The 24,636-nt window shown below is 43.7% G+C and carries 21 protein-coding genes; 15 read left to right on the forward strand and 6 right to left on the reverse strand.

Features of this window, described 5'->3' with window-relative positions; translation table 11 throughout:
• Positions 1 to 19 precede the first annotated feature (19 nt).
• Positions 20 to 2,656: a PQQ-dependent sugar dehydrogenase gene (locus KIT51_15895; GenBank protein UYN86326.1), complete on the forward strand. Its 2,637-nt coding sequence runs from the start codon at positions 20 to 22 to the stop codon at positions 2,654 to 2,656.
• A gap of 115 nt (positions 2,657 to 2,771) precedes the next feature.
• Here KIT51_15895 and rsmG read toward each other — a convergent pair whose 3' ends face one another.
• From rsmG to KIT51_15915, 4 genes are read right to left on the reverse strand one after another with little or no spacing between them, the layout of a single operon-like run.
• A complete protein-coding gene (gene rsmG, locus KIT51_15900) occupies positions 2,772 to 3,401 on the reverse strand; it encodes a 16S rRNA (guanine(527)-N(7))-methyltransferase RsmG (protein UYN86327.1) in 630 nt (209 codons plus the stop codon).
• Complete coding sequence (locus KIT51_15905; protein UYN86328.1) at positions 3,402 to 3,947, reverse strand: hypothetical protein; 546 nt, start codon at positions 3,945 to 3,947, stop codon at positions 3,402 to 3,404. It lies immediately after the preceding gene.
• A gap of 5 nt (positions 3,948 to 3,952) precedes the next feature.
• On the reverse strand, positions 3,953 to 4,564 hold the full coding sequence (locus KIT51_15910; protein ID UYN86329.1) for a sigma-70 family RNA polymerase sigma factor: 612 nt from the start codon (positions 4,562 to 4,564) through the stop codon (positions 3,953 to 3,955).
• The gene (locus KIT51_15915) at positions 4,552 to 5,526 is read right to left on the reverse strand and encodes a glycosyltransferase (GenBank protein UYN88611.1); all 975 of its coding nucleotides are present in this window, start codon (positions 5,524 to 5,526) and stop codon (positions 4,552 to 4,554) included. Before KIT51_15915 ends, KIT51_15910 begins: the two co-directional genes overlap by 13 nt.
• 275 nt (positions 5,527 to 5,801) lie before the next feature.
• On the opposite strand from KIT51_15915, the gene tgt reads away from it, so the two are divergent.
• The 3 genes from tgt to KIT51_15930 are packed head-to-tail and all read left to right on the forward strand — an operon-like array spanning position 5,802 to position 8,954.
• Complete coding sequence (gene tgt, locus KIT51_15920) at positions 5,802 to 6,932, forward strand: tRNA guanosine(34) transglycosylase Tgt (GenBank protein ID UYN86330.1); 1,131 nt, start codon at positions 5,802 to 5,804, stop codon at positions 6,930 to 6,932.
• A 24-nt stretch (positions 6,933 to 6,956) separates the two neighbouring features.
• On the forward strand, positions 6,957 to 8,057 hold the full coding sequence (locus tag KIT51_15925; protein UYN86331.1) for an LptF/LptG family permease: 1,101 nt from the start codon (positions 6,957 to 6,959) through the stop codon (positions 8,055 to 8,057).
• A complete protein-coding gene (locus KIT51_15930) occupies positions 8,058 to 8,954 on the forward strand; it encodes a DMT family transporter (protein ID UYN86332.1) in 897 nt (298 codons plus the stop codon).
• Here the strand turns inward: KIT51_15930 and KIT51_15935 are convergent.
• A complete protein-coding gene (locus KIT51_15935) occupies positions 8,951 to 9,757 on the reverse strand; it encodes a 4-(cytidine 5'-diphospho)-2-C-methyl-D-erythritol kinase (protein ID UYN86333.1) in 807 nt (268 codons plus the stop codon). The genes KIT51_15930 and KIT51_15935 overlap by 4 nt on opposite strands.
• Positions 9,758 to 9,805: 48 nt before the next feature.
• Positions 9,806 to 10,618 carry an SDR family oxidoreductase gene (locus KIT51_15940; protein UYN86334.1) on the reverse strand — a complete coding sequence of 271 codons (813 nt, stop codon included), beginning with the start codon at positions 10,616 to 10,618 and terminating at the stop codon, positions 9,806 to 9,808.
• Between the two features lie 133 nt (positions 10,619 to 10,751).
• Here KIT51_15940 and KIT51_15945 point away from each other — a divergent pair, with 133 nt between their 5' ends.
• The 11 genes from KIT51_15945 (at position 10,752) to KIT51_15995 (ending at position 24,593) form a co-directional block, all read left to right on the forward strand.
• Positions 10,752 to 11,486 carry a hypothetical protein gene (locus tag KIT51_15945; GenBank protein ID UYN86335.1) on the forward strand — a complete coding sequence of 245 codons (735 nt, stop codon included), beginning with the start codon at positions 10,752 to 10,754 and terminating at the stop codon, positions 11,484 to 11,486.
• 57 nt (positions 11,487 to 11,543) lie between these two features.
• Entirely contained in the window at positions 11,544 to 12,353 is an 810-nt protein-coding gene (gene murI / locus KIT51_15950; protein ID UYN86336.1) for a glutamate racemase, read from the forward strand.
• A gap of 117 nt (positions 12,354 to 12,470) precedes the next feature.
• On the forward strand, positions 12,471 to 14,531 hold the full coding sequence (locus KIT51_15955) for a tetratricopeptide repeat-containing sensor histidine kinase (protein ID UYN86337.1): 2,061 nt from the start codon (positions 12,471 to 12,473) through the stop codon (positions 14,529 to 14,531).
• Between the two features lie 114 nt (positions 14,532 to 14,645).
• Positions 14,646 to 16,520 (forward strand): amidophosphoribosyltransferase, encoded by a 1,875-nt coding sequence (locus tag KIT51_15960; protein ID UYN86338.1) that lies wholly within the window; start codon positions 14,646 to 14,648, stop codon positions 16,518 to 16,520.
• A gap of 90 nt (positions 16,521 to 16,610) precedes the next feature.
• Positions 16,611 to 17,015: an EVE domain-containing protein gene (locus KIT51_15965; GenBank protein ID UYN86339.1), complete on the forward strand. Its 405-nt coding sequence runs from the start codon at positions 16,611 to 16,613 to the stop codon at positions 17,013 to 17,015.
• A complete protein-coding gene (locus tag KIT51_15970) occupies positions 17,012 to 18,607 on the forward strand; it encodes a hypothetical protein (protein UYN86340.1) in 1,596 nt (531 codons plus the stop codon). The genes KIT51_15965 and KIT51_15970 overlap by 4 nt, the downstream gene beginning before the upstream one ends.
• A gap of 160 nt (positions 18,608 to 18,767) precedes the next feature.
• Positions 18,768 to 20,057: a hypothetical protein gene (locus tag KIT51_15975; GenBank protein UYN86341.1), complete on the forward strand. Its 1,290-nt coding sequence runs from the start codon at positions 18,768 to 18,770 to the stop codon at positions 20,055 to 20,057.
• A 39-nt stretch (positions 20,058 to 20,096) separates the two neighbouring features.
• Positions 20,097 to 20,642 (forward strand): bifunctional pyr operon transcriptional regulator/uracil phosphoribosyltransferase PyrR, encoded by a 546-nt coding sequence (pyrR, locus tag KIT51_15980; GenBank protein ID UYN86342.1) that lies wholly within the window; start codon positions 20,097 to 20,099, stop codon positions 20,640 to 20,642.
• Position 20,643: 1 nt separating this feature from the next.
• Complete coding sequence (locus tag KIT51_15985) at positions 20,644 to 21,570, forward strand: aspartate carbamoyltransferase catalytic subunit (protein ID UYN86343.1); 927 nt, start codon at positions 20,644 to 20,646, stop codon at positions 21,568 to 21,570.
• A gap of 91 nt (positions 21,571 to 21,661) precedes the next feature.
• Positions 21,662 to 23,038 carry a cystathionine beta-synthase gene (locus KIT51_15990; protein UYN86344.1) on the forward strand — a complete coding sequence of 459 codons (1,377 nt, stop codon included), beginning with the start codon at positions 21,662 to 21,664 and terminating at the stop codon, positions 23,036 to 23,038.
• A gap of 25 nt (positions 23,039 to 23,063) precedes the next feature.
• The gene (locus KIT51_15995; GenBank protein UYN86345.1) at positions 23,064 to 24,593 is read left to right on the forward strand and encodes a tetratricopeptide repeat protein; all 1,530 of its coding nucleotides are present in this window, start codon (positions 23,064 to 23,066) and stop codon (positions 24,591 to 24,593) included.
• Positions 24,594 to 24,636: the final 43 nt, after the last annotated feature.

Here is a 24,636-nt window from a genome sequence, read left to right on the forward strand (position 1 = left end):
AGAGTTATATTGCTCGTCTATGAAATCATGGATTGGTATTATGGTGGTGTTGATTTGTACAGCATATGTACGGGCTCAACAATTACCCGATGGGTTTGCACAAATTCTGTTGGCTGAAAATCTTGATCCCACCGATATGGTATTGGCGCCAGATGGCCGGATATTCATTACCATAAAAAGTGGCAGTATACGTGTTGTGGAGAATGACGTTTTGCTGCCGGGCGCATTCCTCACACTTGATGTCGATAACTTTAACGAGCGCGGGCTGGGCCACATGGTGCTTGACCCCGACTTTGAAATCAATAACTACTACTACATCTTTTACACTGTTCCGGGTATCAACCGAAACCGTGTGAGCCGGTTTACTGCCAATGGAAACTTTACACTTCCGGGCAGCGAGGTAATATTGCTCGACTTGGATGTGATGGCTGGCGCCATTCATAATGCTGGCGCCATGGCCTTCGGTGCCGATGGCAAACTTTATATTTCCACCGGTGACGGTGCCAATGCCGGTAATTCACAGCAAATGACTAATCTGCTTGGGAAAATACTGCGCATCAATAAAGATGGAAGCATCCCTGCTGACAATCCGTTCTACAACACTGCCACCGGAAACAACCGCGCCATTTACGCATTAGGCCTGCGCAACCCGTTCTCCATGGACATCCAGCCCGGTACAGGGCGCATCTTTGCATGCGATGTAGGGCAGGCCAATTGGGAAGAGGTGAATGAAATATTGCCCGGAAAAAATTATGGCTGGCCATTGATTGAGGGTATGCGCACGACACAAACCCCTCCACCAAATTACCAGGACCCATTCTATACCTACAGTCACGATCAGGGTTGTGCCATTGTTGGTTCCTCTTTTTATAATCCCGAACTGGTTAGTTTTCCATCGGTCTATACGGGTAAATTTTTCTTTGCCGACTATTGTGGTGGATACATTAAAAGCCTTGATCCGTTAACCGCCACAGTTTCATCGTTCATCACCGGCATTAACCGACCGTTGGTTATCCGTGTAGCGGCTGATGGCTCCCTGTATTACATCGCACGCGCAGGCCTTGGCGGAGGATCAGAAGGCGATAATACCAGCACAAACAACGGAACACTCTGGAAAGTGGAGTATGTTGGCTCAGGGCCACCCATCATTTCCAGTCACCCACGCAATGCCCTGCACCCGGTTGGCGAACAAGCCCAGTTTTCGGTTATTGCATCTGGTGTACAACCGCTCTATTATCAATGGCAACTTAATGGAGTAAATATTACTGGCGCAACCACGCGCCACTACACCACACCCGCAGTTCAGTTAACCGACAACGGAAACGCATACCACTGCATAGTCAGCAACACGTTTGGAAGCGTCACCTCTTCAGCAGCACTATTAACTGTAACCGCCAATAACCGACCTAACCCGGTTATTACAGACCCATTGCCTGATGATACTTATATGGCTGGCCGTGTGCTAACACTCAGCGGATCGGCAACAGACCCAGAAGATGGAATTATTCCAACCGATCAACTTTTCTGGAAGATTGATTTCCATCACGATGATCATACACACCCGGCATTGGGAAATACATCCGGCTTTTCAACCCTTCAATATATAATTCCTCAAATCGGTGAAACCTCCGACAATGTGTGGTATCGCGTATACCTGACTGCGGTAGACAGTGAAGGACTTAGTCGGACTGTGTTCACAGATGTGTATCCTGAAAAATCAACCATTACCTTAAACTCCAACCCAACCGGATTAACCCTGTTACTCGATGGCCAGCCCATTACAACCCCGCATACATTAAATAGCGTAGTTGGCATTACACGAACATTGGAAGCACCTGCACTGCAAACAGCAGGTAGTCAGCTTTACGTTTTCAATAGTTGGACAAATGCAACGCTGAACCGTCAGTTTACTTTTGATACACCGGCCACAGCAACAACCTACACCGCAAATTTTTCGCAGTTACCAACCGGTAATGGCGATGGCCTGAATGGTTATTATTACGCCAACCGATCCCGGACATTTGATGGAGAACCTACGTTGATCCGCACCGATCCGGTAGTTGATTTCGACTGGGGCGGTGGATCACCCGCACCCGAAATAACTGCCGATAATTTTACCGTTCGCTGGCGGGGCGAAATATTAGCCCAGTTTACCGATACGTATACCTTTAGTGTTATTGCCGATGATGGTGTGCGATTATGGGTAAACAACCAGCTGATTATCGATAAATGGATACCACAGGCAGCAACCGAGTGGAGCGGTTCCATTAACCTTACAGCGGGGCAACGGTACGAAATAACGCTGGAGTATTTTGAAGATGGCGGGCAAGCTGTAGTGAAGTTGCTTTGGCGAACACCTCAATTGCAAAAACAAATTATTCCAACTACTCAATTATTTACCACATTGATCACCGGTACAGAGCTAATTAGCATGAAAACGGTGAGCGTTTACCCTACAATTTTTGACCACTCCTTTCTACTTGAAACAATATCCGAAAACACCAGGCTCTCATGGGTATTGTTCAATGCCCTTGGGCAACCGGTTTTAAAAAATACCTTTGCTGGCAGGCAAGTAGTTGAGGCAGGAGACTTACCACCCGGGTTGTACATCCTTAAAACTTCTGATAATTCAGTACACCGGCTGATCAAAAAATAATGTATGCCATTGTTATCCTGCGGATGACGCTGATAAATGAAAAAACTACTAAGGTTGCGGGACCAATGAAAATTCAATGTTTAGAACTTGAAAACAGACACTCCGAAACGATAAGTCACAAGGGTACGTAAACTACTTTTTTGGTTTCAAAAAATTCTTCCTTGAAATAATCTGAAAGAGAATAGAGCGCATACGGCTTCTTGAGTTCAGTCAGTTCTTCCGCCAGGTCACCGCCTTTTAAATAAAGTATACCGTTATCCAATGCATGCACCGATTTACGCTTTGCCTTCTGGTGTACCCAGCCATAAAATTCCTTTAGTCGTGTTACGGCCCGGCTCACAATAAAGTCATATTCACCTTTCAATTGTTCTGCGCGTATCTGTTCACCTTTCACATTCTTCAACCCCAGTGCCTCAGCCACGGCATTCACCACAGTGATCTTCTTACCAATTGAATCCACCAGATGAAAATTGGTTTCCGGAAAAAGTATGGCTAATGGAATTCCCGGAAAACCCCCACCCGTGCCCACATCAAGCACATCCGCACCGGGTTTGAAAGACATTACCTTTGCTATCCCTAGCGAGTGCAGTACGTGATTCACATACAGGTTATCAATATCCTTTCGGGAGATTACATTTATTTTTTCGTTCCACGATCTATATAATGAATCAAGCTCGCCAAACTGATAAGCTTGCTTGTCGGTTAAAGAAAAATATTTTTGAATAGATTTGACAGGTTCAGGCACTTAGTTCCAGGTTATGGGTGATGTGGCCGCCTCGTATTCATGGCCTTTCACATCGCGCACAAATACATGAAAGGATATCGGATTTGAATGATCGGGGGCTTCCTTCAGCCAGACTTTTGAAGAAATAAAGTTACGCTTGTCTTCCAATTGGTTTAGTGGCCCCCGCCATGCGGGTTGGTAGGCATAAACCTGTCCATTATAATGTTCGATCAAAAACAGGTCATTCAGCAGGTCACCTGCTCGGTAGTTTTGGTTAAAGTCCTGCAGAGCAGTAATCCTGATTTCTTCCACTGCGTATTTAGGTCCCCAGTAACCAAATTCACAACTCAGGGCAAAGGATTGTGCTATACCCGCTCTTCCAACGGCCACATAATCTAAAATAATCGGCAAAACAACCATAACCAGACTGTCGCCAGCTTGAAGTTGTGTCTGCTCGGTTATCAGTTCAATCCGATCAAAAATATAATAGGGTAATTTCTCGCAACAAGATTCATACAGGGTTATAACTAACCACAACGAAAAAATTGCCACAATCTTTCGAAACATGTTACTTAAATATGATCACGCTTATTCTTAACCATATCAAACATCAATTCGCGCGCACGGTGTAACTGGGCTTTAACTGTACCCAAAGGCGCGTCAATTTCTGCCGCTATCTCCTCGTACGACAACTCGTTGAAATACCGAAGCCTTACCAGCTTTTGGTATTTCGGTGGAAGCTTATCTACGAAAACCTGGATAAGTTCTTCCTTTTGCGCCTTAATGGCCTCTTCCTGCGGGTTAAGGTTCTCATCCTCCACATCAATGGATACGCCCTCACCATTGTCATCGGTAAAGGTATTGCTGATGCTTAGCGTGTTAAGTTTCTTCTTGCGAATATGGTCAATGGTATTATTGGTGGCGATGCGGAACAGCCATGTAGAAAAGGTAAAGTCTTTTTTAAAACGGTGCAGGCTTTTAAAAGCCTTGGCAAACGATTCAATGGTAAGGTCTTCGGCATCATCAACATTGCGTACCATCTTTAAAATCATATGGTACACCGGCCGCTTATACCGCTGCATTAGCTTGGCAAAGGCTTGCTCATCACCGCTGTTTACGGCTTCGTCTATCAGGCGAAAATCCTCCAGAGCTTTTGATGAAAACCGGCCTTCTAGTTCTTCCATTGTACTTTTTTGGTTACTAACGCAACCGTGCCCGTTGAAATATAGTAAATCGCAAAAAGAAAATCTAAAAGAGGCACAGCCCACACATCAAATTTGTGCCCTACCCGTTTTGAAAAGCTATACACCGTGCCCGAAACAATAAAAAGACGTAATACCACGGCAGCCGGAACCCACCAAAAATAGGGTTGCAGGTAAACCAGTACTGCTGCAAGAAACCAACTTAATATGTGTGTAAGACTGAATAAACCCAAAACCACACGGTGTTTAAATCTGTAATACTTGCCCACGCTTAAATGCCTGATTTTTTGCTGAACGAATTCACTCCAGGTTTGTTTCGGTTTTGAAACAGTTATGGAGGATGGATCAATGCAAGCCACCGTTGTTTCACCTCGGGCATGCTTGTTCACAAACAGGTCATCATCACCTCCGGTAATACCAAGATATTCGTTAAAACCTTTGTTTTGCAAAAAGAGTGATTTGCGGTAGGCCAGGTTTCGGCCTACCCCCATATAGGGGTTGCCCATTAAAGCAAACGAAAGGTATTGAATACCTGTAACGATTGTCTCATATCGGATAAACAAGTTCAACAACCCGCCCAGTTTCTGGTAAGGTGAGTAACCCAGAACAAATTGTGTTTTATCTTGAAAACATCCGGCCATAGACTGAAGCCAGTTTTCACCTGCCGGCCTGCAGTCGGCATCGGTTAACAAAATTATATCGTAGTGGGCAGCTTTGATACCCAACGTCAGCCCATATTTTTTTCCGTTCGCGTGGTTGGGCAAGTGCTCAACTTTAACAATCCGTAAGCGTTTGTCATGTTCGGCAGTTTCTCGTAAAAAATCAAAGGTTCCGTCATTTGAGCGATCATCAACTATGACCACCTCATAGTGAGGATGGTTTTGCGACAACAATTTTGGGAGAAGTTCGCGCAGGTTGCCCTCCTCATCGTGTGCACATACAATAACCGAAACCGGCTGTTGGCCCAAGGTTATACCCGATGGTTGCCTTTTGGCCAGGGCCACTTCAAACACAATAAAGAAAACAAGCTGACAAAAAACAGAGGCAAAAAAAACACCCAATAGTATAGACAATGCCGTGTGGGATTAAAATTAACCGGTGCAAATATAGAAGTAGATTTACGCGTTGAAAGGAATTTGCTTTAAACGACTTCAAAATTTTACAAGAAGGTTTTTTGTTGGGATAAGGGTATTTTTGCGCCACCTTACCCGCGGTTATCATGAAATTTGCGCTTACCGGAAAAGACCCGAAATCCAATGCCCGAGCAGGTGTGCTTACCACCGACCACGGTGATATTCACACACCTATTTTTATGCCGGTGGGCACAGCGGGGTCGGTTAAAGCGGTGCACCAACGCGAGTTGGAAAACGATATTAAAGCAGAAATTATCCTGGGCAACACATATCACCTGTACTTGCGTCCGGGAATTGAATTATTACAGGCTGCCGGAGGCTTACATGCTTTTAATGGCTGGCAAAAACCTATACTCACTGACAGTGGGGGCTACCAGGTTTACTCCTTATCGGAAACACGAAAAATTAAAGAGGAGGGCGTAACCTTCAAATCGCACATTGATGGGTCAAAACATATTTTCACACCCGAAAACGTAATGGATATTCAACGCGCCATCGGAGCCGATATTATTATGGCCTTTGACGAATGTACACCTTACCCGTGCGAATACAGATACGCCAAAAAATCAATGGAGCTAACCCACCGATGGCTCGACCGCTGCATAACCCGCATTAACGAAACTGATCCTTATTACGGATATGGACAGTCGCTTTTCCCGATCGTACAGGGTAGTGTGTACAAAGACTTACGCGAACAATCTGCTGAATATATTGCCTCAAAAAACCTAAATGGAAATGCCATTGGTGGTTTATCCGTTGGCGAACCGCATGAAGATATGTATGCCATGACTGAATTGGTGTGCGCTATCCTTCCCCCCGATAAACCACGTTACCTCATGGGTGTAGGCACACCTGAAAATATACTGGAGTGCATAGCGTTGGGCATTGATATGTTTGATTGCGTGATGCCAACCCGGAATGCGCGCAACGGCATGCTCTTTACCACCGAGGGCATCATTAACATTCGCAACGAAAAGTGGAAAAACGACCTTACCTGCATTGATGAAAAACTGGGGGGTTATGTAAGCACGTTTTATTCAAAAGCATACTTGCGCCACCTGATTATCAACAAAGAGATTTTAGGCGCACAAATTGCTTCTATACACAACCTTACGTTTTACCTTTGGCTTGTAAAGGAGGCACGACAGCGGATCATAGAAGGTTCCTTCACTACATGGAAAACAGAAATGGTTAAAAAAGTTGCCACACGCCTGTAAGGTTAACACGATAGATCAACAACATTGAAATTACTGGACCGCTATATTCTCCGCCAATTCCTAACCACGTTCATATTTGTGGTGCTGATGTTGTTGGCGGTTATTACCGTAATTGATCTTACGGAAAAAACCGACAAATATGCGAAAGCCGGGTTGAGTTGGACTCAGGTAGCAGGGTACTATGCCGATTTTCTTCCCTGGATTGCCGGCCTGGTTACTCCGGTAACTGTATTTATTGCAGCCGTTTACGTAACGGCACGGTTGGCCGGGAGAACCGAGATCATTGCCATCCTGAGCAGTGGAGTAAGCTTTCGCAGATTATTAGTGCCTTATTTTGCCGGTGCTTTACTCATTGCATCCATTAGCTTTTGGTTAAACGGATGGATTATCCCCAATTCAAATAAAACAAGGTTAGCCTTTGAAATTGCCTACCTGAACAAAAACACGAACCCGAACCTGCGCAATATTCACCTGCAGGTTTCACCCAACACCTTTATTTATATCCAAAGTTATAACAGCTCTACCGACAAAGGGTATCAATTTACCCTTGAGCGTTTTGATAACAACAAGCTGATCGAAAAACTTACGGCCAGCCGTATTGAATGGGATACCGCTAAATCAAAATGGACGCTGCGTGACTGGAAATTGAAACGCATTGAACTTGTTTTCGAAAACGTAAAATCCGATTCGATTGGCGAAAAATTTTCATCCGGTCTTGAGCTGGACACCACGCTGGTTATTCACCCAAAAGAATTTAAAAACGATTACCGGAAATTCGATGGATTAACCATTTCTGAATTAAAGGATTACATCAAAACCCTTCGCTTCCGCGGTTCGGCCGGTATTGAAACCTATGAAGTGGAATTGTATACACGGTACGCATCGCCCTTTTCCATTTTCATCCTCACCTTTATGGCCGTTATTGTTTCCTCCCGCAAAAGCCGGGGTGGCACGGGCTATCAAATCGCTATTGGTTTTGCGCTCTCATTCGTTTTTATTTTGTTCTTTATCCTGTTCCGGTCGTTTGCCGAAAGTGGCGCATTGCCACCACAGTTTTCGGTATGGATTCCATCCACAGTTTTTGGGATCATATCCTTATTCATGTACAAATACGTTCCACGTTAAATGGCCACCACCACCGATTACCTTAAACTTCACTTTATTGTATTCCTATGGGGGTTTACAGCTATACTCGGCCTGTTAATTTCCATCCCTACAGTTGAGATGGTGTTTTACAGAACCCTGCTTGCCGCATTAGGCATGGGTGTGTTTATGGCTTGGTCAAAAGGCTCTTTTAAGGTATCAAAAAGCGATGGGATCAAATTACTGCTGATTGGTTTTATTGTATGCTTGCATTGGTTGGCATTTTTTGGATCAGCCCGGGCCTCCAATGCTTCCGTAAGTTTGGTTGGGTTTGCTACCAACTCCCTTTGGGCAGCTTTATTAGAACCCTGGATGAACCGAAACCGTGTGAAGAAGTTTGAGTTATTGCTGGGCATAGTTGTTATCGTTGGTTTGTACGTTATCTTCTCATTTAATTTCGAATACAAACTTGGGTTGGCATTGGGTATCGCTGCGGGTTTTTCTGCCGCACTTTTTTCAGTGCTAAATGCTAAAATGGTAAGGCGTGTTGATTCTTATGCCATAACTTTTTATGAAATGGTTGGGGCATTTATCGCCACTGCGGTTTTCTTGCCCATTTATAAACATACGCTGGCTGCAGGCGAACTGAAACTTATCCCCTCGTTAATGGATTGGGTTTACATTGCTTTGTTGGCCTGGGTGTGTACCGTTTACGCATTCTCCATGGCCGTTAAATTGATGAAAAAACTTTCTGTTTTCTTTATCCAGCTTACCTTAAATCTCGAACCGGTTTACGGAATCATCATGGCACTGATTATACTTGGTGATTCAGAAAAAATGGGCTTTAACTTTTATGTTGGAACGCTCATCATCATCAGTGCTGTTGCCTCCTATCCGTGGCTGAAAAAGAGGTTTGATAAGCCTGCTTTTATGCGTTAAAGTTGTCCTGACCAATACACCGCATGTGGGTAATCCGCCCTTAAATCAACCGGGTGCGCAAAAATGCCATACACGCTTGAACCGGAACCACTCATGCATGCATATTGTGCCCCCGCATCGTAGAGGGTTTGTTTGATGGAAGCAATTGCAGGAAATTTTTGGAATACCGATTCCTCGAAATCATTTTTTAAATATGCCCGCCAATGTTCAATTTCCATTTTTAGTACGGCCTTAAGTTCCCTTTCAGGCTTTGCAGGCTTCACCATGGCATAAGCATGGGCTGTGGAAACATGAATACCCGGCTTAATCACCACCAGGTACTTTCCTTGTAGATTAATTTCAACTTGCTGCAAAATCTCCCCACGGCCTGTGCCTATCATGGGCTTGTTTTCTATAAAAAAAGCACAATCGCTGCCCAGTTGTGCTGCATATTCCATCAGTTTGCCTGTGGAAAGTTTTAACTGGAATACCTCATTAATCAAAACGAGAGCTGTTGCTGCATCGGAGGAGCCACCCCCCAGGCCTGCACCCATGGGAATAATTTTGTGCAAGTGCATGGCGAGTGGCCCAAGGTGGAAATCATGTTGCAGTAAGTTGAATGCTTTCACACAAAGGTTGTCGTCCGGGCTGTCCGGAATAGGAATGCCCGTACTCACAAATGAAAATTTATCCGCTGGAACAACCTCAAGAATATCCGTCCACGGAACGGGGTAAAAACATGTTTCAATAGCATGGTACCCATCCGGCCTTTTCGACAGGATATGTAGCCCCAGGTTGATTTTACACGGTGGAAATGAAACCATACGCCATTCACCCGATACCTGAACAATCAGGCAAACGGAAAAAAGATTTTATTTTGTCAGGCGATCAATCAGGTCCTCGGTTATTCCGGTTGAGGAGAACCCGCCATCGTGCATCAGGTTCTGCATGGTCACCATCCGGGAGTAATCCGAAAACATCAGCACAATGTAATTGGCACAATCTTCGGCCGTTGCATTGCCCAAAGGCGACATCATTTGGGCATAATCGTAGAACACATCAAAACCTGAAATGCCTGCACCGGCAGTTGTTTTGGTTGGCGACTGTGAAATAGTGTTAACCCTTACATTCTTCAGTTTGGCAAACCGGTAACCGTAGCTTCTGGCTATGGATTCAAGTACCGATTTAGCCTGGGCCATATCAGAGTAATCGGGGAATGTACGCTGTGCCGCGATATACGACAACGCTACTATGGAACCCCATTCGTTCATGGCATCGGTTTTTTCTGCCGTTTGCATAACCTTATGAAAAGACAGGCCGGATATATCAAGGGTTTTTAAAAACCAGTCGTAATTCAGGTCACCATAAGCTTTATCTTTCCGCACGTTGGGGCTCATGCCAATGGAGTGCAGCACAAAATCAAGCTTACCACCCAGCACCTCTATTGACTTTGTAAAAAGTGTATTGAGGTCCTGCTCCGATGTTGCATCGGCTGGGATAATCTCGGCATTACACATTTTGGCCAGTTCGTTTATCTTTCCCATGCGCATGGCAATGGGTGCATTGGTGAGGGTAAAACTACCTCCCTCTTCTTTTACTTTTAGGGCAGTTTTCCACGCTATTGAGTTTTCATCAAGGGCACCGAAAATAATGCCGCGCTTTCCTTTTAATAAATTATAGGCCATGGTTAAAAATTTTCTAAAAGTATCCTAATTCTCATTGTCAGACAATAGGCAAATCAACCCATAAAAACCGGCTAAATCTTGCGTTACCTTCAGATTTATTACTAATTTTATTCTACCCTAAACCCCACGAATTATGGATGTTCCACATCAATTCCTCGACTCCTGGAGTTATTATATGTACCTGGGAGCAATCGCTTTCATTGTTCTTGGCTTACTTATCCTTGGCTACCACGAGTTTCGTATTTTAATTATCAAGGATTTAAAAGAGAAATACGATTACGTTAACCTGAACGAGATAAAATTCTTTTGGTATGCCATTATTGCCTTTATCGTTGCTGGCTTCATGTTTTTCAACACACTGGCTACCGATATGATCCACAAAAGCGGTATGACATGGTTCTATGTCAGGTTGTTTATTACTACCAGTTTTGCCATCATTTTCTATTTTATATTCTTTAGTGCGGTACGCATTTACTACCCCAGGTTTGTAGAAAAACGGTTAAGAAAGCTGCGCAACAAACCACGTAAATCACCGGAAGGAAACCTGATGCGCAAATTAACCGAACAGGAAGAAGATGCGCACCTGGAAGAGAGCATGATTGAGGAAGAACTTTTTCACTCCATTGATTACGATGTATGGATTGATGAGAAAACCGGCTACAAGAAAATTGAAAAGTACTTTGCTTACCAGCATTCAGAAGAATGCCCCGAATGCGGATACTACACCCTGCGGATTGACCGGGAAGAGCTTGAGAAGGCGCCTACTATGGAAGAGACCGGTTTGTTCATCAAACACTTTCAGTGCAGCTATTGTAACCACCGCGAAGGTCGTGAACAAATATTGGCCAAACTTTCCACTAACGTTTAAATACGCAAACATTATCGATTGGCTGCGGTTAAAAGTTATCTTTGCCGCAGCTTTTTTATGCTCCTGAATCCCGAACAACCAGTTGGTATTTTTGATAGTGGTATTGGCGGCTTAACAGTAGCCCACGCCATCCGAAAAGAATTACCGCATGAAAATATTGTTTACTTTGGTGATACTGCTCACCTGCCTTATGGCGATAAATCAGAAGCTGCCATACAGGCTTACTCCGTTAAAATTGCCGATGCGTTATTAAAGAAAGGTTGTAAAGTAATTGTTATTGCCTGCAACTCGGCCAGTTCAGCAGCTTACGAGTTATTAAAGGAATATGCAAGGTATGTAAAGATTATTAATGTGATCGACCCTATGATTGAATTGGTGGCAAATAAATTTGCCCATCAATCAATTGGCTTGATTGGAACAAAACGCACCATACAATCGGGCGTCTATGCCAGAAAAATAACTGAATTGAACAAGGGCATAACCCTTCACTCGCTGGCTACACCACTACTTGCTCCCATGATTGAAGAGGGTTTTTTCGACAATAAAATCAGTCATGAAATTATCGCCCAGTACTTAGCTGATCCTGAATTAAAAAACATAGAAGCGCTCATCCTGGCATGCACACATTATCCGTTAATTAAAACAGCGATAAACGAATACTACAGGAATCAAATGACCATCCTGGACTCATCAGAAGTGGTGGCGATGGCCTTGGGGAAGTATCTGACACAAGAAAAATTATTAAACACAAACGGGGGCGACCATCATGAATTTTTAGTGTCAGACTATACGGACTCCTTCGAAGCCTCTACCCGTATTTTCTTTCACAAGCCTGTTCATCTGGAGCGTTATCCCTTATGGGGCTAAGCTTAACCCATGTATTGTTTTAATTGAATTTTTGAAAAAAAATCCGCTTTTAATTGGCATTTTTATGAATTGATGAAAAGACCATTAACCTTAACAATCAGTTAATACGGCATTCAAATGAGGCATTTTATCGTCTATAGTGCAGTTTTGCTTTTTCTCATAAAGGTATCATCCGTCATTGGCCAGTCGAATGCTTATTTGGATAGCCTGGAGCGCGGACTGGCTGTTAAAATGCCCGATACAGCCCGTGTAAGTTTATTACTGTCCCTGGCAAATTCATATACCTTTAAAGACTTTTCGAAAAGCCTTGCCTATGCGCGCGAAGCCTCTGCATTGGCAGAAAAAACAGGCAGTCGCGATTTGAAATTAACCGCCTACCGATCCCTCGGTTTGATCAATCATTTAGGTGGCGATTTCACAACAGCCCTAACCCTTGAAACAAAAGCACTTCAAATTGGCATTGAAAAGAAAGACTCAACCGAAATTGGCAGGAGCTACAGCAACATAGGCAATTACTATTATGAATTAGGTGTTTATGATGACGCCTATTTTTATTTAACTACCGCCTACAGCATCCTTAATGCAGGTACCATTTCCAAGAATGACTCGATACTTATGAACATTGTCATTCATAATGTAGGCAGGGTATTTAAGGAAATGGGGCAATTTGAAACCGCCTTGCAACACTTGCGCCTGGCACAGAAAGTCAGTAAAAAACTTGGCGACACCGAAGGAAACCCTTACGCCCTGGATGAAATCGGTGACGTTATGTTGCGTATTGGCAAATACGATTCAGCATTGATTTACCTGCAGCAGGCTGTGCGTGAAACCAACCAATTGCTGGCGGGTGACCCTGAAAATATTGTTAAAGAGCTCCGCACCAGAACACTGATAAAGATCGCCCGGGTATATATGTTCCTTAAAGAATTCGACAATGCCCTGGCGTATTATGATTCAACCGCCCGGTTGCACGAGCTCACTAACAATCAGTTTGGCATAGCCGAAGTTGAACTGGGCCGCGGAACCCTTTTCCTGAATCAAGGCAATTACATAGAGGCCGAAAATCATTTTGATATAGCACTGGAAGCCGCCAAAAAACTGCACGCCAAAATATTGGAGATAAATTGTTATAACGAGCTGGCAAAACTTTGGGAAAGTAAAGGTGAGTACAAACGATCGCTTGAGTTTTTTAAAAAATACAAAGCCTTAAACGATAGTTTGTTTAGCGAGGAAATGCAGCAAAAACTTTTTCGCGACCAGGTACGCTTTGCTACCGCTTCTAAAGATGAACAAATTCAATCACTCACCCGATTGGAAGAGTTTAGAAAAGCAGAAATGAAACGTCAGGAATTTATCAGCAATGTATTGGTGGTAGTGATGGCCTTGGTAGTAATACTGCTGGTAACCGTTTACCGCAGCGGACAGCGAAGAAAACGCATTAATGAGTTGTTGCTTCAACACCAGGAAGACATGGAAAAGCGTAGCGTTGAACTGGAGCAGCTAAACCAGGTAAAAGATAAGTTCTTTTCGATTATCTCACACGACCTACGCTCGCCTATCAACGCCCTGGCCGGCTTACTTGACCTGATGGATAAAGGTGCCATCCGTAATGAAGAAATGCCGATGGCCATAAAAGAACTGAGGACCCGCTTTAACCATACAAGAACTTTACTTAACAACCTGCTTGACTGGACACTGCTGCAAATGGATAAAATCAATTTGCAACCGGCCAAAATAAACCTGAAAAATTTAACAGACGAAAATATTGAACTCATTCAATCCCTTCAGTCGAAAGAAATCAAATTCATGAATGAAGTTTCCCCGCAAGCCAATGCCTATGCCGATAGCAATACCATTAACCTGGTTATCCGAAACCTCATCAGCAATGCATTGAAATTCACCAACGAAGGGGGCGAAATAAAAATTTCAGCGGAAGAAAAAGCCAACGAATGGGTGGTTTCTGTGAGCGACAATGGCGTGGGCATGAAACCTGAGGTAGTCTCGATGCTTTTTGATAAAATTAACCCCTACAGCACCCGGGGAACAGCTAATGAAAAAGGCACAGGGTTAGGCCTTATCCTGTGCAAAGAGTTTGTGGAGAAAAACAACGGACGCATTTGGGTTGAAAGTGAAGAAGGAAAAGGAAGTACCTTCTGGTTTACCCTGCCCAAGGCCTGATTTTACAAGTGCTTGACCCTACCAAACTGACGCTACAAGCGTACTTTTTGAGCTGATTTTCAATATTGATAGGATGCCCGAATAACCGTAACTTTGTGCCTTAATGGAGCACCAATGAGTGATCAAATCCTTCACGAATGCGGAATTGCCCTGATCCGCTTGCGTAAACCCCTATCCTATTATATCGAAAAATATGGCCCTACCTACGGCATGAACAAAATGTTCATACTGATGGAAAAACAACATAACCGGGGGCAGGATGGTGCAGGTATAGCCAATATCAAAATCGACCTGGAGGCAGGCCGCAGGTATATTAGTCGTTATCGATCCGTAAAGCAACAACCCGTTGCATCACTTTTTAAGAAAATAGGCAAGAAGTACCGTAAAGCACAAAAAGAAGGAAAAGAAAAATTCAGGGACGAAAAGTGGCTTAAAGAAAACGTAGCCTTTACCGGAGAGCTTTGGTTAGGCCATCTTCGGTATGGCACCCACGGCATAAACAGTATTGAAAGTGTTCACCCGTTTCTTCGCCAAAATAACTGGCGCAGCCGTAACCTGGTTATGGCCGGTAATTTCAACATGACCAACGTTGATGAACTTTTTGATATCCTTATCGGCATTGGGCAACACCCAAAAGAAAAAGTTGACACGGTAACCGTAATGGAAAAAATCGGTCACTTTCTGGATGAGGAGGTCCAAAGCTTGTTTGAACTTTATAAAGATAAATACAGCAATAAAGAGATTTCTGAAATCATTGAAAACGAGATTGACCTGCACCGTGTATTAAAAAGAGCCTGCAAAGATTTTGATGGCGGGTATGCCATGGCCGGATTAACCGGATCAGGATCATCTTTTGTAGTGCGCGACCCCAACGGCATTCGCCCCGCCTACTATTATGCCGATGATGAAGTGATCGTTGTTGCTTCGGAAAAACCTGCCATAAAAACTGCCTTCAACATCGACTATAATCAAATTGAAGAAATCAAGCCGGGACATGCACTGATTATTACCAAAGCCGGGGAGTATGCCCAGCATGAAGTGATCAGGGCGAGCGAAAAAAAATCCTGCAGTTTTGAACGCATTTATTTTTCGCGCGGAAACGATCCGGATATTTACCAGGAACGTAAAAAGCTTGGCCGCCTGCTAGTGCCCCAGGTGTTGCGCGCCATTCATTTTGATTTAAAGAATACCGTTTTCTCCTACATACCCAATACAGCCGAAACAGCTTTTTATGGACTAATGGCCGGAGTGGAAGATTACCTGATCAACAAGCAAAAAGAAATTATCCTGGAAGGAAAGCCATCAGTAGATCCTATTGAGGATATACTTTCGTTCCGGCCACGCATTGAAAAAATAGTGTTGAAAGACGCCAAGCTGCGAACTTTTATTACCGATGACCAGCACCGCGATGACCTTGTGGCCCACGTTTACGATACCACTTACGAAGTAGTAAACCGCGGAAAAGACACCTTGGTTGTTATTGACGACTCCATAGTGCGTGGCACCACCCTCGAAAAAAGTATCCTTACGCTTCTCGACAAACTAGGGCCAAAGAAAATCGTTATTGTTTCTTCCGCACCGCAAATCCGCTTTCCGGATTGCTATGGTATTGATATGAGCCGGATGAGCGATTTCGTGGCATTCCGCGCCATGATTGAACTGCTTAAAGAAACCGGAAGGGACTACATGCTCGGAGAGGTATATGACCAATGCATACAATCTAACGGTGATGAAAATTACGTGAAAAAACTCTACGAGCAATTCTCCGATGATGAGTTGTCCGCTAAAATCGCTGACATCATCCGGCCAAAAACACTTCGGGCCGAAGTAGAAGTTGTATTCCAAACGGTTGACAACCTGCATAAAGCTTGCCCCGGGCACTTGGGCGACTGGTACTTTACCGGTAATTACCCTACCCGCGGAGGCATGAAGGTGGCTAACCGTGCATTCGTCAACTACATGGAAGGCAAGTTGGTGCGGGCATACTAACCCGTTCAGCTTACCAACAAAAAAGCTACTCCAACACATCTCCTTAACACCTTAAAGTTTGTTACTTTAGTAGCCTAACCTGGTAATGTAATGAACTATTGGCTATTGAAAACTGAGCCCGAAACCTATTCGTGGGCGAACCTGGTGCATGATAAAAAAACAGTTTGGGACGGGGTAAAGAATTTTCAGGCGCGCAAAAACCTGAACACGATGAAAACCGGTGATCGTGTATTCATCTACCATACCGGAGATGAGAAAGCCATTGTAGGCATTGCCATGATTAAAAAAGAAGCCTACCCCGACCCTAAAGACAAAGAATGGGTTGTAGTAGAACTTGCACCTGAAAAAGAACTAAAACGTGCTGTTACCTTAGCAGAAGTTAAGGCCGACAAGAAATTGGGCGGTATGGCCTTGGTTAAATACGCCAGGCTTTCGGTGCAGCCCGTTATGCAGGAAGAATTCGACAGAATACTTGAGCTAAGCAACAAAAAATGATTTCTGCAAGAACAATAGTAAGCCTCATCATTCTCAGTTTAACACTATGTGTTTTTACACAGCTACACGCACAGATAACACAACCTGCCCGTTATGAAAAAGAGCGTAAATACTCTGATGAAGAATTTACAATCATATCCCTGAAAGAAGATGGCTTGGCCCTTATCCGCGAAAAAAATAAATACAGAGGCGGCAACCGAACGTGGGAACTGATTTTGCTGGATACCCTCTTGCAAGAAAAAAAAACTTTCGACCTGGAGATTGACCAACGAAAAAACCTTATTGGTTATGAACAGGCACCCGGCAGGTTATACCTGCTGTTCAAACCTGGCGAAAACCTTAAGGTAACATTAGATCTCATTTCTATTGAATTGGGCAACACAGATATTGACCGATATGAAATTAAAACCGAACTCAACCTTCAACTTAGCCACTTCATAAAAGTCGAATCGAATTTTGTAATTGGTGGCTATGTAAATAGCGAACCTGCGGTATTGTTGTACAGCCCAGCAAACGATAATACCAAAGTATTGCCGGGCTTCTTTCAAAAACAAACTGAACTTGTTGATTTAAGGCCCAACCAAAATGAAACTTTCAATACTGTACTGGTTGACCGAAGCGACCGGGACCAACGAAAAATAATCGTGAAAACTTTTGATGCCTCCGGCAAGGAATTGTTGGAAGATTCAACACCTATTGAAGACCGGTATTCCCTTCAAACCAGTATCAGCAGCACACTCATCCAGGATGACATGGTGGTGCTGGGCACGTGGGGTTCAACACACTCCAAGCAATCAAATGGATTCTATGCCCTGATTGTTGACCCCTTCAACGACCACTCTATAAAATTTATCGCCTTTGGTGAATTGAATCATTACCTTGATTTACAAACGCCAAAACGAGCAAAACGAATAAAGGAAAAAACAGAGGCTATGCTAAGCCAAAAGCGCATTCCTGATTTTATAAATTATGTTATGCCTTATCGGATAGAGGAGCGTGAAGAAGGGTTTATCCTGTTGGCGGAAACCTACATACCCTCCAGCACCCTAAACCGCTACCCGAACAATTACCCCTACGGATATACCCCCTATCCCTATTACTCACCATTTTGGGGCTACTATCCCGGGACCTACAACAGGCTTTATAACCCGTATTACGGATACGGACCAAACTCAAGGAATACAACAGAAGAAATAAAAGTAGTGCAGTCTGTTCTGCTTTCGTTCAACAAAAAGGGCGATGTGCAGTGGGACTACAGTTTAAAGCTTAACGACTTGCGCTTTAATAGCCTGGAACAAATAGCCGACTACTGTGTTGTTGGAAACAGGATTGTTCTGCTCTTTAAAGATGAATCAGAACTTAAGGGAAAAATTATTACTTTAGGTGATGGCGGAGCAGAAGAATTTTCAGAAAAAATAAAACTGAGCAATGAAACTGACAACATCCGATCGGAAAACAAAACCGTAGGAATGGTGCGGCAATGGTATGGAAATAATTTATACGTGTGGGGTCAACACAGCTTATCCAACAAAGAAAAGCGCGGTGAGGGAAGTCGTCAGGTATTTTACATCAATAAAATATCATACCCTTAAACTAGTACTTGTTTTTACTTTTGCTTCCGCAAACGCACAACTCCAGTATCATACGGGAATTCAGCTCCCCATTCAAAGAAATGAATCTACTTTTAAACTCGTTTCCACGCAGTCAGCAGGGCTTATTTTATTCCGTCCGCTAAACCTGCAGGAATCAACCGTGCAGTTCATCCATGTTGACACTTCCTTCAATCAGAAATGGGCTGGCCTTTTACCTATTGACAAAAAGTTTGTGTATTCACACCATAGTGTAACAAAGCAATATGCATACTTCCTGTTCCATCATCGCGAATTTGCAGAAATCAATTTTCAGGTATATCAATTGGAACTGGCCACCGGCAACTTTACGCGTCACTTTGTAAATAACTTCATACCCTTTCTTCCTACACATTTCGAAACCGTTTCTGGTGGGCTAATAATCGGGGGATATTTTGCCGGGAAGATACCTGTAGTGCTGTTTTATGATTTTACTACCCGCAAAAGCAAAATTTTGCCAGCGCTCTTCAACGAACCCGGTGAGCTTTTGCAAATCAACACTTCTGCCGATCCATCGTTTAGCGTATTGATCAGTGCCCGAAATGCCCAGCGACAAAAAACACTATGGATTAAAAACTACAATGGCTCGGCTGAACTGGTTGAAAACAAATTATTAAACCCATCGGAAAACCAAAGCTTATTATTCGGACAAGTTATATCGCTCGCCAATGGTACACAGTACATTGCCGGAACCTACGGAAACAGGAACTCGGAGTTTTCCAAAGGGTTGTATATAGCCCATTTGGAAAATGACCTGGATTCCATCCGGTACTATCCGTTTTCTGAGTTGGAAAATTTCTTCAGCTACTTAAAAGTTCAACGTGCTGAAAGGATTAAAGAAAGGATTAAGCGAAAAACAGTCAAGGGAAAAAAAATCCGTCTCCAATACAGGTTCCTGGTGCACGAATTTATTCCCCACAAGGATGAGTACCTGCTTTTAGGCGAGGCCTTTTACCCGGTTTACCGAACACTAGACAGGAATTATATGGGCGGAGGGCTTGCCCCGGGCTCGGCCGTATTTGACGGTTACAAATACACGCACGCTGTAATTATTGGGTTTGATAAAAATGGAAAGTTGCGTTGGGACAATAGTTTTGAAATAAATGACATTAAAACCTTTACGCTTACTCAGTTTGTTAAGCTGGACATTAAACCAAATAAGATAATACTCTTCTACCTGTTTAATGATAAAATACGCTACAAAGTAATCCGTAACAGCCAATTACTGGAGCAGGCAACTTTTAATGCCCCGGCCTTAAGCGATGAATTTGCCGATACCGATGAGGGTGTATCTTCTGTTGATCATTGGTACAATGGTTATTTTACCATTTCCGGTACAAACTATACCACGTCAAGGAGGTGGGGCAGAAACAGTCAAAGGGCATTCTTTGTAACCAAAATCAGTTACCGGTAAGTTTAAGCTGCATAAAACTGTTATATTTGTCACCGGCATATGCAGAAGAAACTTATCCTCGACTCGGACCTGCTTGATATTACCCTTAGCCGTCTTTGCCAACAACTTATTGAAAACCACCAGGCCTTTGAAGAAAGTGTAATCCTTGGCCTTCAGCCCCGCGGAATATTCCTGGCCGAAATCATTCATAAAAAGCTTGAAAAACTTATCCGGAAGGACATTCCGTTAGGCTATTTGGATGCCACTTTTCACCGCGATGACTTTCGCAGGCGCGAAATACCCGCTAAGGCAAGCGAAGTAAGGATACCATTTATTATAGAAGGAAAGAAAGTTGTTTTGGTTGATGATGTGCTGTTTACCGGGCGAACGGTAAGGGCAGCGTTGGATGCCATGATCGCCTTTGGCCGCCCCGCTAAAGTTGAGTTGCTTGTGCTCATTGACCGTAAACACAACCGCGACTTGCCCATTGCCCCCGATTACGTTGGCCGCACCGTAAATACCCTTGCCACACAAAAAGTTTTAGTTGAACTGGAAGCCCAGGGTCACGCACAAAATAAAATCTGGTTGACAAACAATAAAGAGTAGCATGTCAAAACTGAGCCAAAAGCATCTGCTGGGAATAAAAGACATCACACCTCAGGATATTCAATTGATTTTTGAAACAGCCGACACTTTTAAAGACGTTTTGAACCGACCGATCAAAAAAGTGCCCTCCCTGCGCGACATTACCATTGCCAACATTTTCTTTGAGAATTCTACACGTACACGCCTATCATTTGAGCTGGCCGAAAAAAGACTTTCTGCCGATGTGGTAAATTTTTCTGCCTCTACCAGCTCCGTAAAAAAAGGTGAAACGCTGCTCGACACAGTAAACAATATATTGGCCATGAAGGTAGACATGGTAGTAATGCGCCATGCCAGCCCTGGCGCACCACATTACCTGGCGCGGCATATTCAAGCCAACATTGTTAATGCTGGCGATGGCACGCACGAACACCCAACACAAGCCTTGCTCGATGCTTACTCCATTCGCGAAAAACTGGGTGACGTTGGTGGCAAAAAGGTGGCTATCGTTGGCGATATTTTGCATTCACGCGTTGCCTTGTCAAATATTTTTGCGCTGCAAAAGCTGGGGGCTAAGGTTATGGTGTGCGGCCCACCCACTCTGCTGCCTAAGTTTATTTCACAAACCGGAGTGTTGGTTGAAACCGATGTTCGAAACGCGTTGGAGTGGTGTGACGTTGCCAACGTACTACGCATACAATTAGAGCGACAACAAATCAAATATTTCCCGTCTCTTCGGGAATACGCACTATACTATGGCATCACAAAAAAAATACTGGACGACCTTAAAAAACCTATTGTGCTGATGCACCCAGGCCCGATAAACCGGGGGGTTGAATTGAGTAGTGACGCAGCCGACTCACAACACTCCATAATTTTGGATCAGGTAGAAAATGGGGTTGCCATACGAATGGCCGTACTTTATTTGCTGGCAGGATCAGCCAACTAACTGATAATTTCAAGAATTACCGTTTTTCATACATCCACCACCCCAACAGGGTGTTTTTCTTAACTTTGTCCAGTACAATACCACCAGTTCCATGCACTACTATAATTCCATTATTGAAACCATTGGCAACACACCGCTGATCAAATTGAATAAAATTTTTAAAGGATTGCCCGGCACCTACCTGGCAAAAGTTGAGTACTTCAACCCTGGAAATTCCATGAAAGACAGGATGGCCATTAAGATGGTGGAAGATGCAGAAAAAGATGGACGGCTAAAGCCTGGGGGTACTATTATTGAAGGTACTTCCGGTAACACCGGTATGGGGTTGGCGCTGGCCGCAGTAGCGAAAGGTTACCGTTGCATTTTCACCATGGCCGATAAACAATCGCAGGAGAAGATAAATATCCTGAAAGCCGTAGGTGCTGAAGTAGTTGTTTGTCCTACCAATGTTGAGCCTGACGATCCACGCTCGTACTACTCGGTAGCACGAAAGCTCAATAAGGAAATACCAAACTCTTTCTATCCCAATCAGTACGACAACCTTTCCAACACCAAAGCACATTACGAAACAACAGGGCCCGAAATTTGGAAACAAACCGAAGGAAAGATTACCCATTACGTTGCCACAGTAGGTACGGGCGGTTCAATGTGCGGCACTGCAAAATATCTCAAAGAGCAGAATCCCGCCATTAAGTCCATCGGTATAGATACTTATGGATCGGTTTTTAAAAAATATAAAGAGACGGGCATTTTTGATGAAAAAGAAATTTATCCTTACCTAACCGAAGGGTTTGGAGAAGACATCCTGCCAAAAAATGTAGACTTTGATGTTATCGACCTGTTTATTAAAGTTACCGATAAAGATGGCGCCCTGATGACGCGCAGGTTGGCACGCGAGGAAGGTATGTTTGTTGGATGGTCGTGCGGATCGGCCGTACACGGTGCGCTGGAATATGCACGGGAACATGTAAAGAAAGACGATGTTGTGGTGATCCTGCTGCCCGATCATGGCACACGTTACCTGGCAAAAGTCTACAACGACCAGTGGATGAAAGATCACGGCTTTCTGGACACTAAAACCTTCACCACAAAAGCCCGCGACATCATTAGCACACGCAACGGAAAAGATAGTTTAGTTACCGTACAAACCAAAGCAAAAATCACCGATGTCATACTGATGATGAACCGTGAAGGCATAGACCAGATACCCGTAACAGAAAATGACCAGTTTGTTGGAAGTGTGAGTGCATCAAGCCTGCTGGAGAAAATGATTGAAGAACCCAAACTACGCGAAAAAGTTGTTGGCGATGTAATGGATAAGCCTATGCTTTTCGTAGCACCCGACAGCACCCTGGATGTTTTGTCATCACTTTTGAATAAGGAGAACAAAGCCGTACTGATACGCGATGAAGCCCAACGGGTTCATATTATTACCCAGCACGACTTATTACGGGCAATGACCAGCTAATTTTTTAAAAAAAAATTAATGCTTCATGAGGGGGGGCTGGAAAACTGTATGTTTTATTCAATACTGGTTGGCATTTGGCTTAGCCTATGCCCAAACACCTTTGCCCGACAGTCTTCAGCGATATCTCAAGCTGCCTCGCGATTCAAACTATGTAATATCACTTAACCTACTTGCCACGGACGCGCTTCGGCATAATCCGATGGCTTCTAGAAGAATAAGCCAGCATGTTTCGGAAGTTGCACGTTCCATAAACTTTACTAAAGGATACGCGCGCTCCCTTACGGTAATTGGCAACACCTATTGGACTGAGGGTGTTTTCGAACTCGCCCAAGAGTATTACTTTCTTGCAGCAAGGGAATACCAGGCCATTGGAGATTCAGTAGGATGGGGACAAACCTATAACAATATAGGCGAAGTTTATAAACGCCTGGGCGAGCCCGAAAAAGCCCTGGAATATTTACAGCAGTCCGTAGTGTTAAAGCGAAAAGACCAGTTCACCAAAGCCATTACACTTTACAACATCGGTGAACTTTACTATAATCTTGACAACCTGAAAACTGCGGTGACCTATTATGAAAACTCATTGTCGCAAGCCATTCGCGACAATAACAGGCGTGTTATCGCCTACAATTATATGGGCTTTGGATTAGTAAACCTGAAGCAAAAGAAGTATGAAAATGCCCTGGAGTACTTTATCCGTTCAGAAAAGATACTAAAAGAGATAGGCGAAATACGAATGTTGATTCTGGTCTATCACCACCTGGCCGATACCTACCGGGAATTAAGGCTTTTTGAAGGTGCCGAAAAATACCTGAAACTGGCACATGAAATGGCTGCCTTCATAAAAGCCACTGACTTAACAGTTACTAATTACCTGAAAAAAGCACAGGTGGACTCAGCGCGCGGAGATTACAAAAGTGCATTAAGCAATTTATACCACTTCAATAGCCTAAAAGACAGTGTGTTTAATTTAAGCAAAAACGAACAAATTGCACGGCTGCAAATGGTCTATCAAACAGAAGTACAAGAAGCAGAAAACCGACAGCTCCGGTTTGAAAAAGATTTTCGTGAAGCAAGATTAAAACAACAGCAGCAAATTATTTTCGCCATCACCATAGGTCTGTTAATTGCCGGTGTACTGGCCTGGATACTGCTGGTACAACGTAGGAGAATACTAACGGTTAACAAGTTACTGCAAACCAAAAATGATGAAATACAAAGCCAGAAGATTGCCATTGAATTGCAAGCTTCTACACTGGCTAAACTCAACGGAGATCTGCAGGAACTTAACAGGAACCTTGAAACCAGGATTGAGCAAAGAACACAACAACTAACCTTGCAAAACCAAAAGCTAACCGAATATACTTTTGTAAACGCCCATAAGTTGCGGGCACCCGTGGCCAGTGTGTTAGGGTTAATAGGACTTTTAGAACAAGCCGATCAAAACGAAAAAGAAATTATCTACCACCATTTAAAAACCTGTGCCGAACAACTGGACCAAATAACACGGCAAATAAGCCGCACGTTGGAAGGCGGCATTGTTGAAAATGAATAAGCCCTCTGGCGAGGGCTTAAAAACTTCCTTTTCTATTGATTCG

The sequence above is a fragment of the Cyclobacteriaceae bacterium genome (assembly GCA_025808415.1).
Classification (GTDB): domain Bacteria; phylum Bacteroidota; class Bacteroidia; order Cytophagales; family Cyclobacteriaceae; genus UBA2336.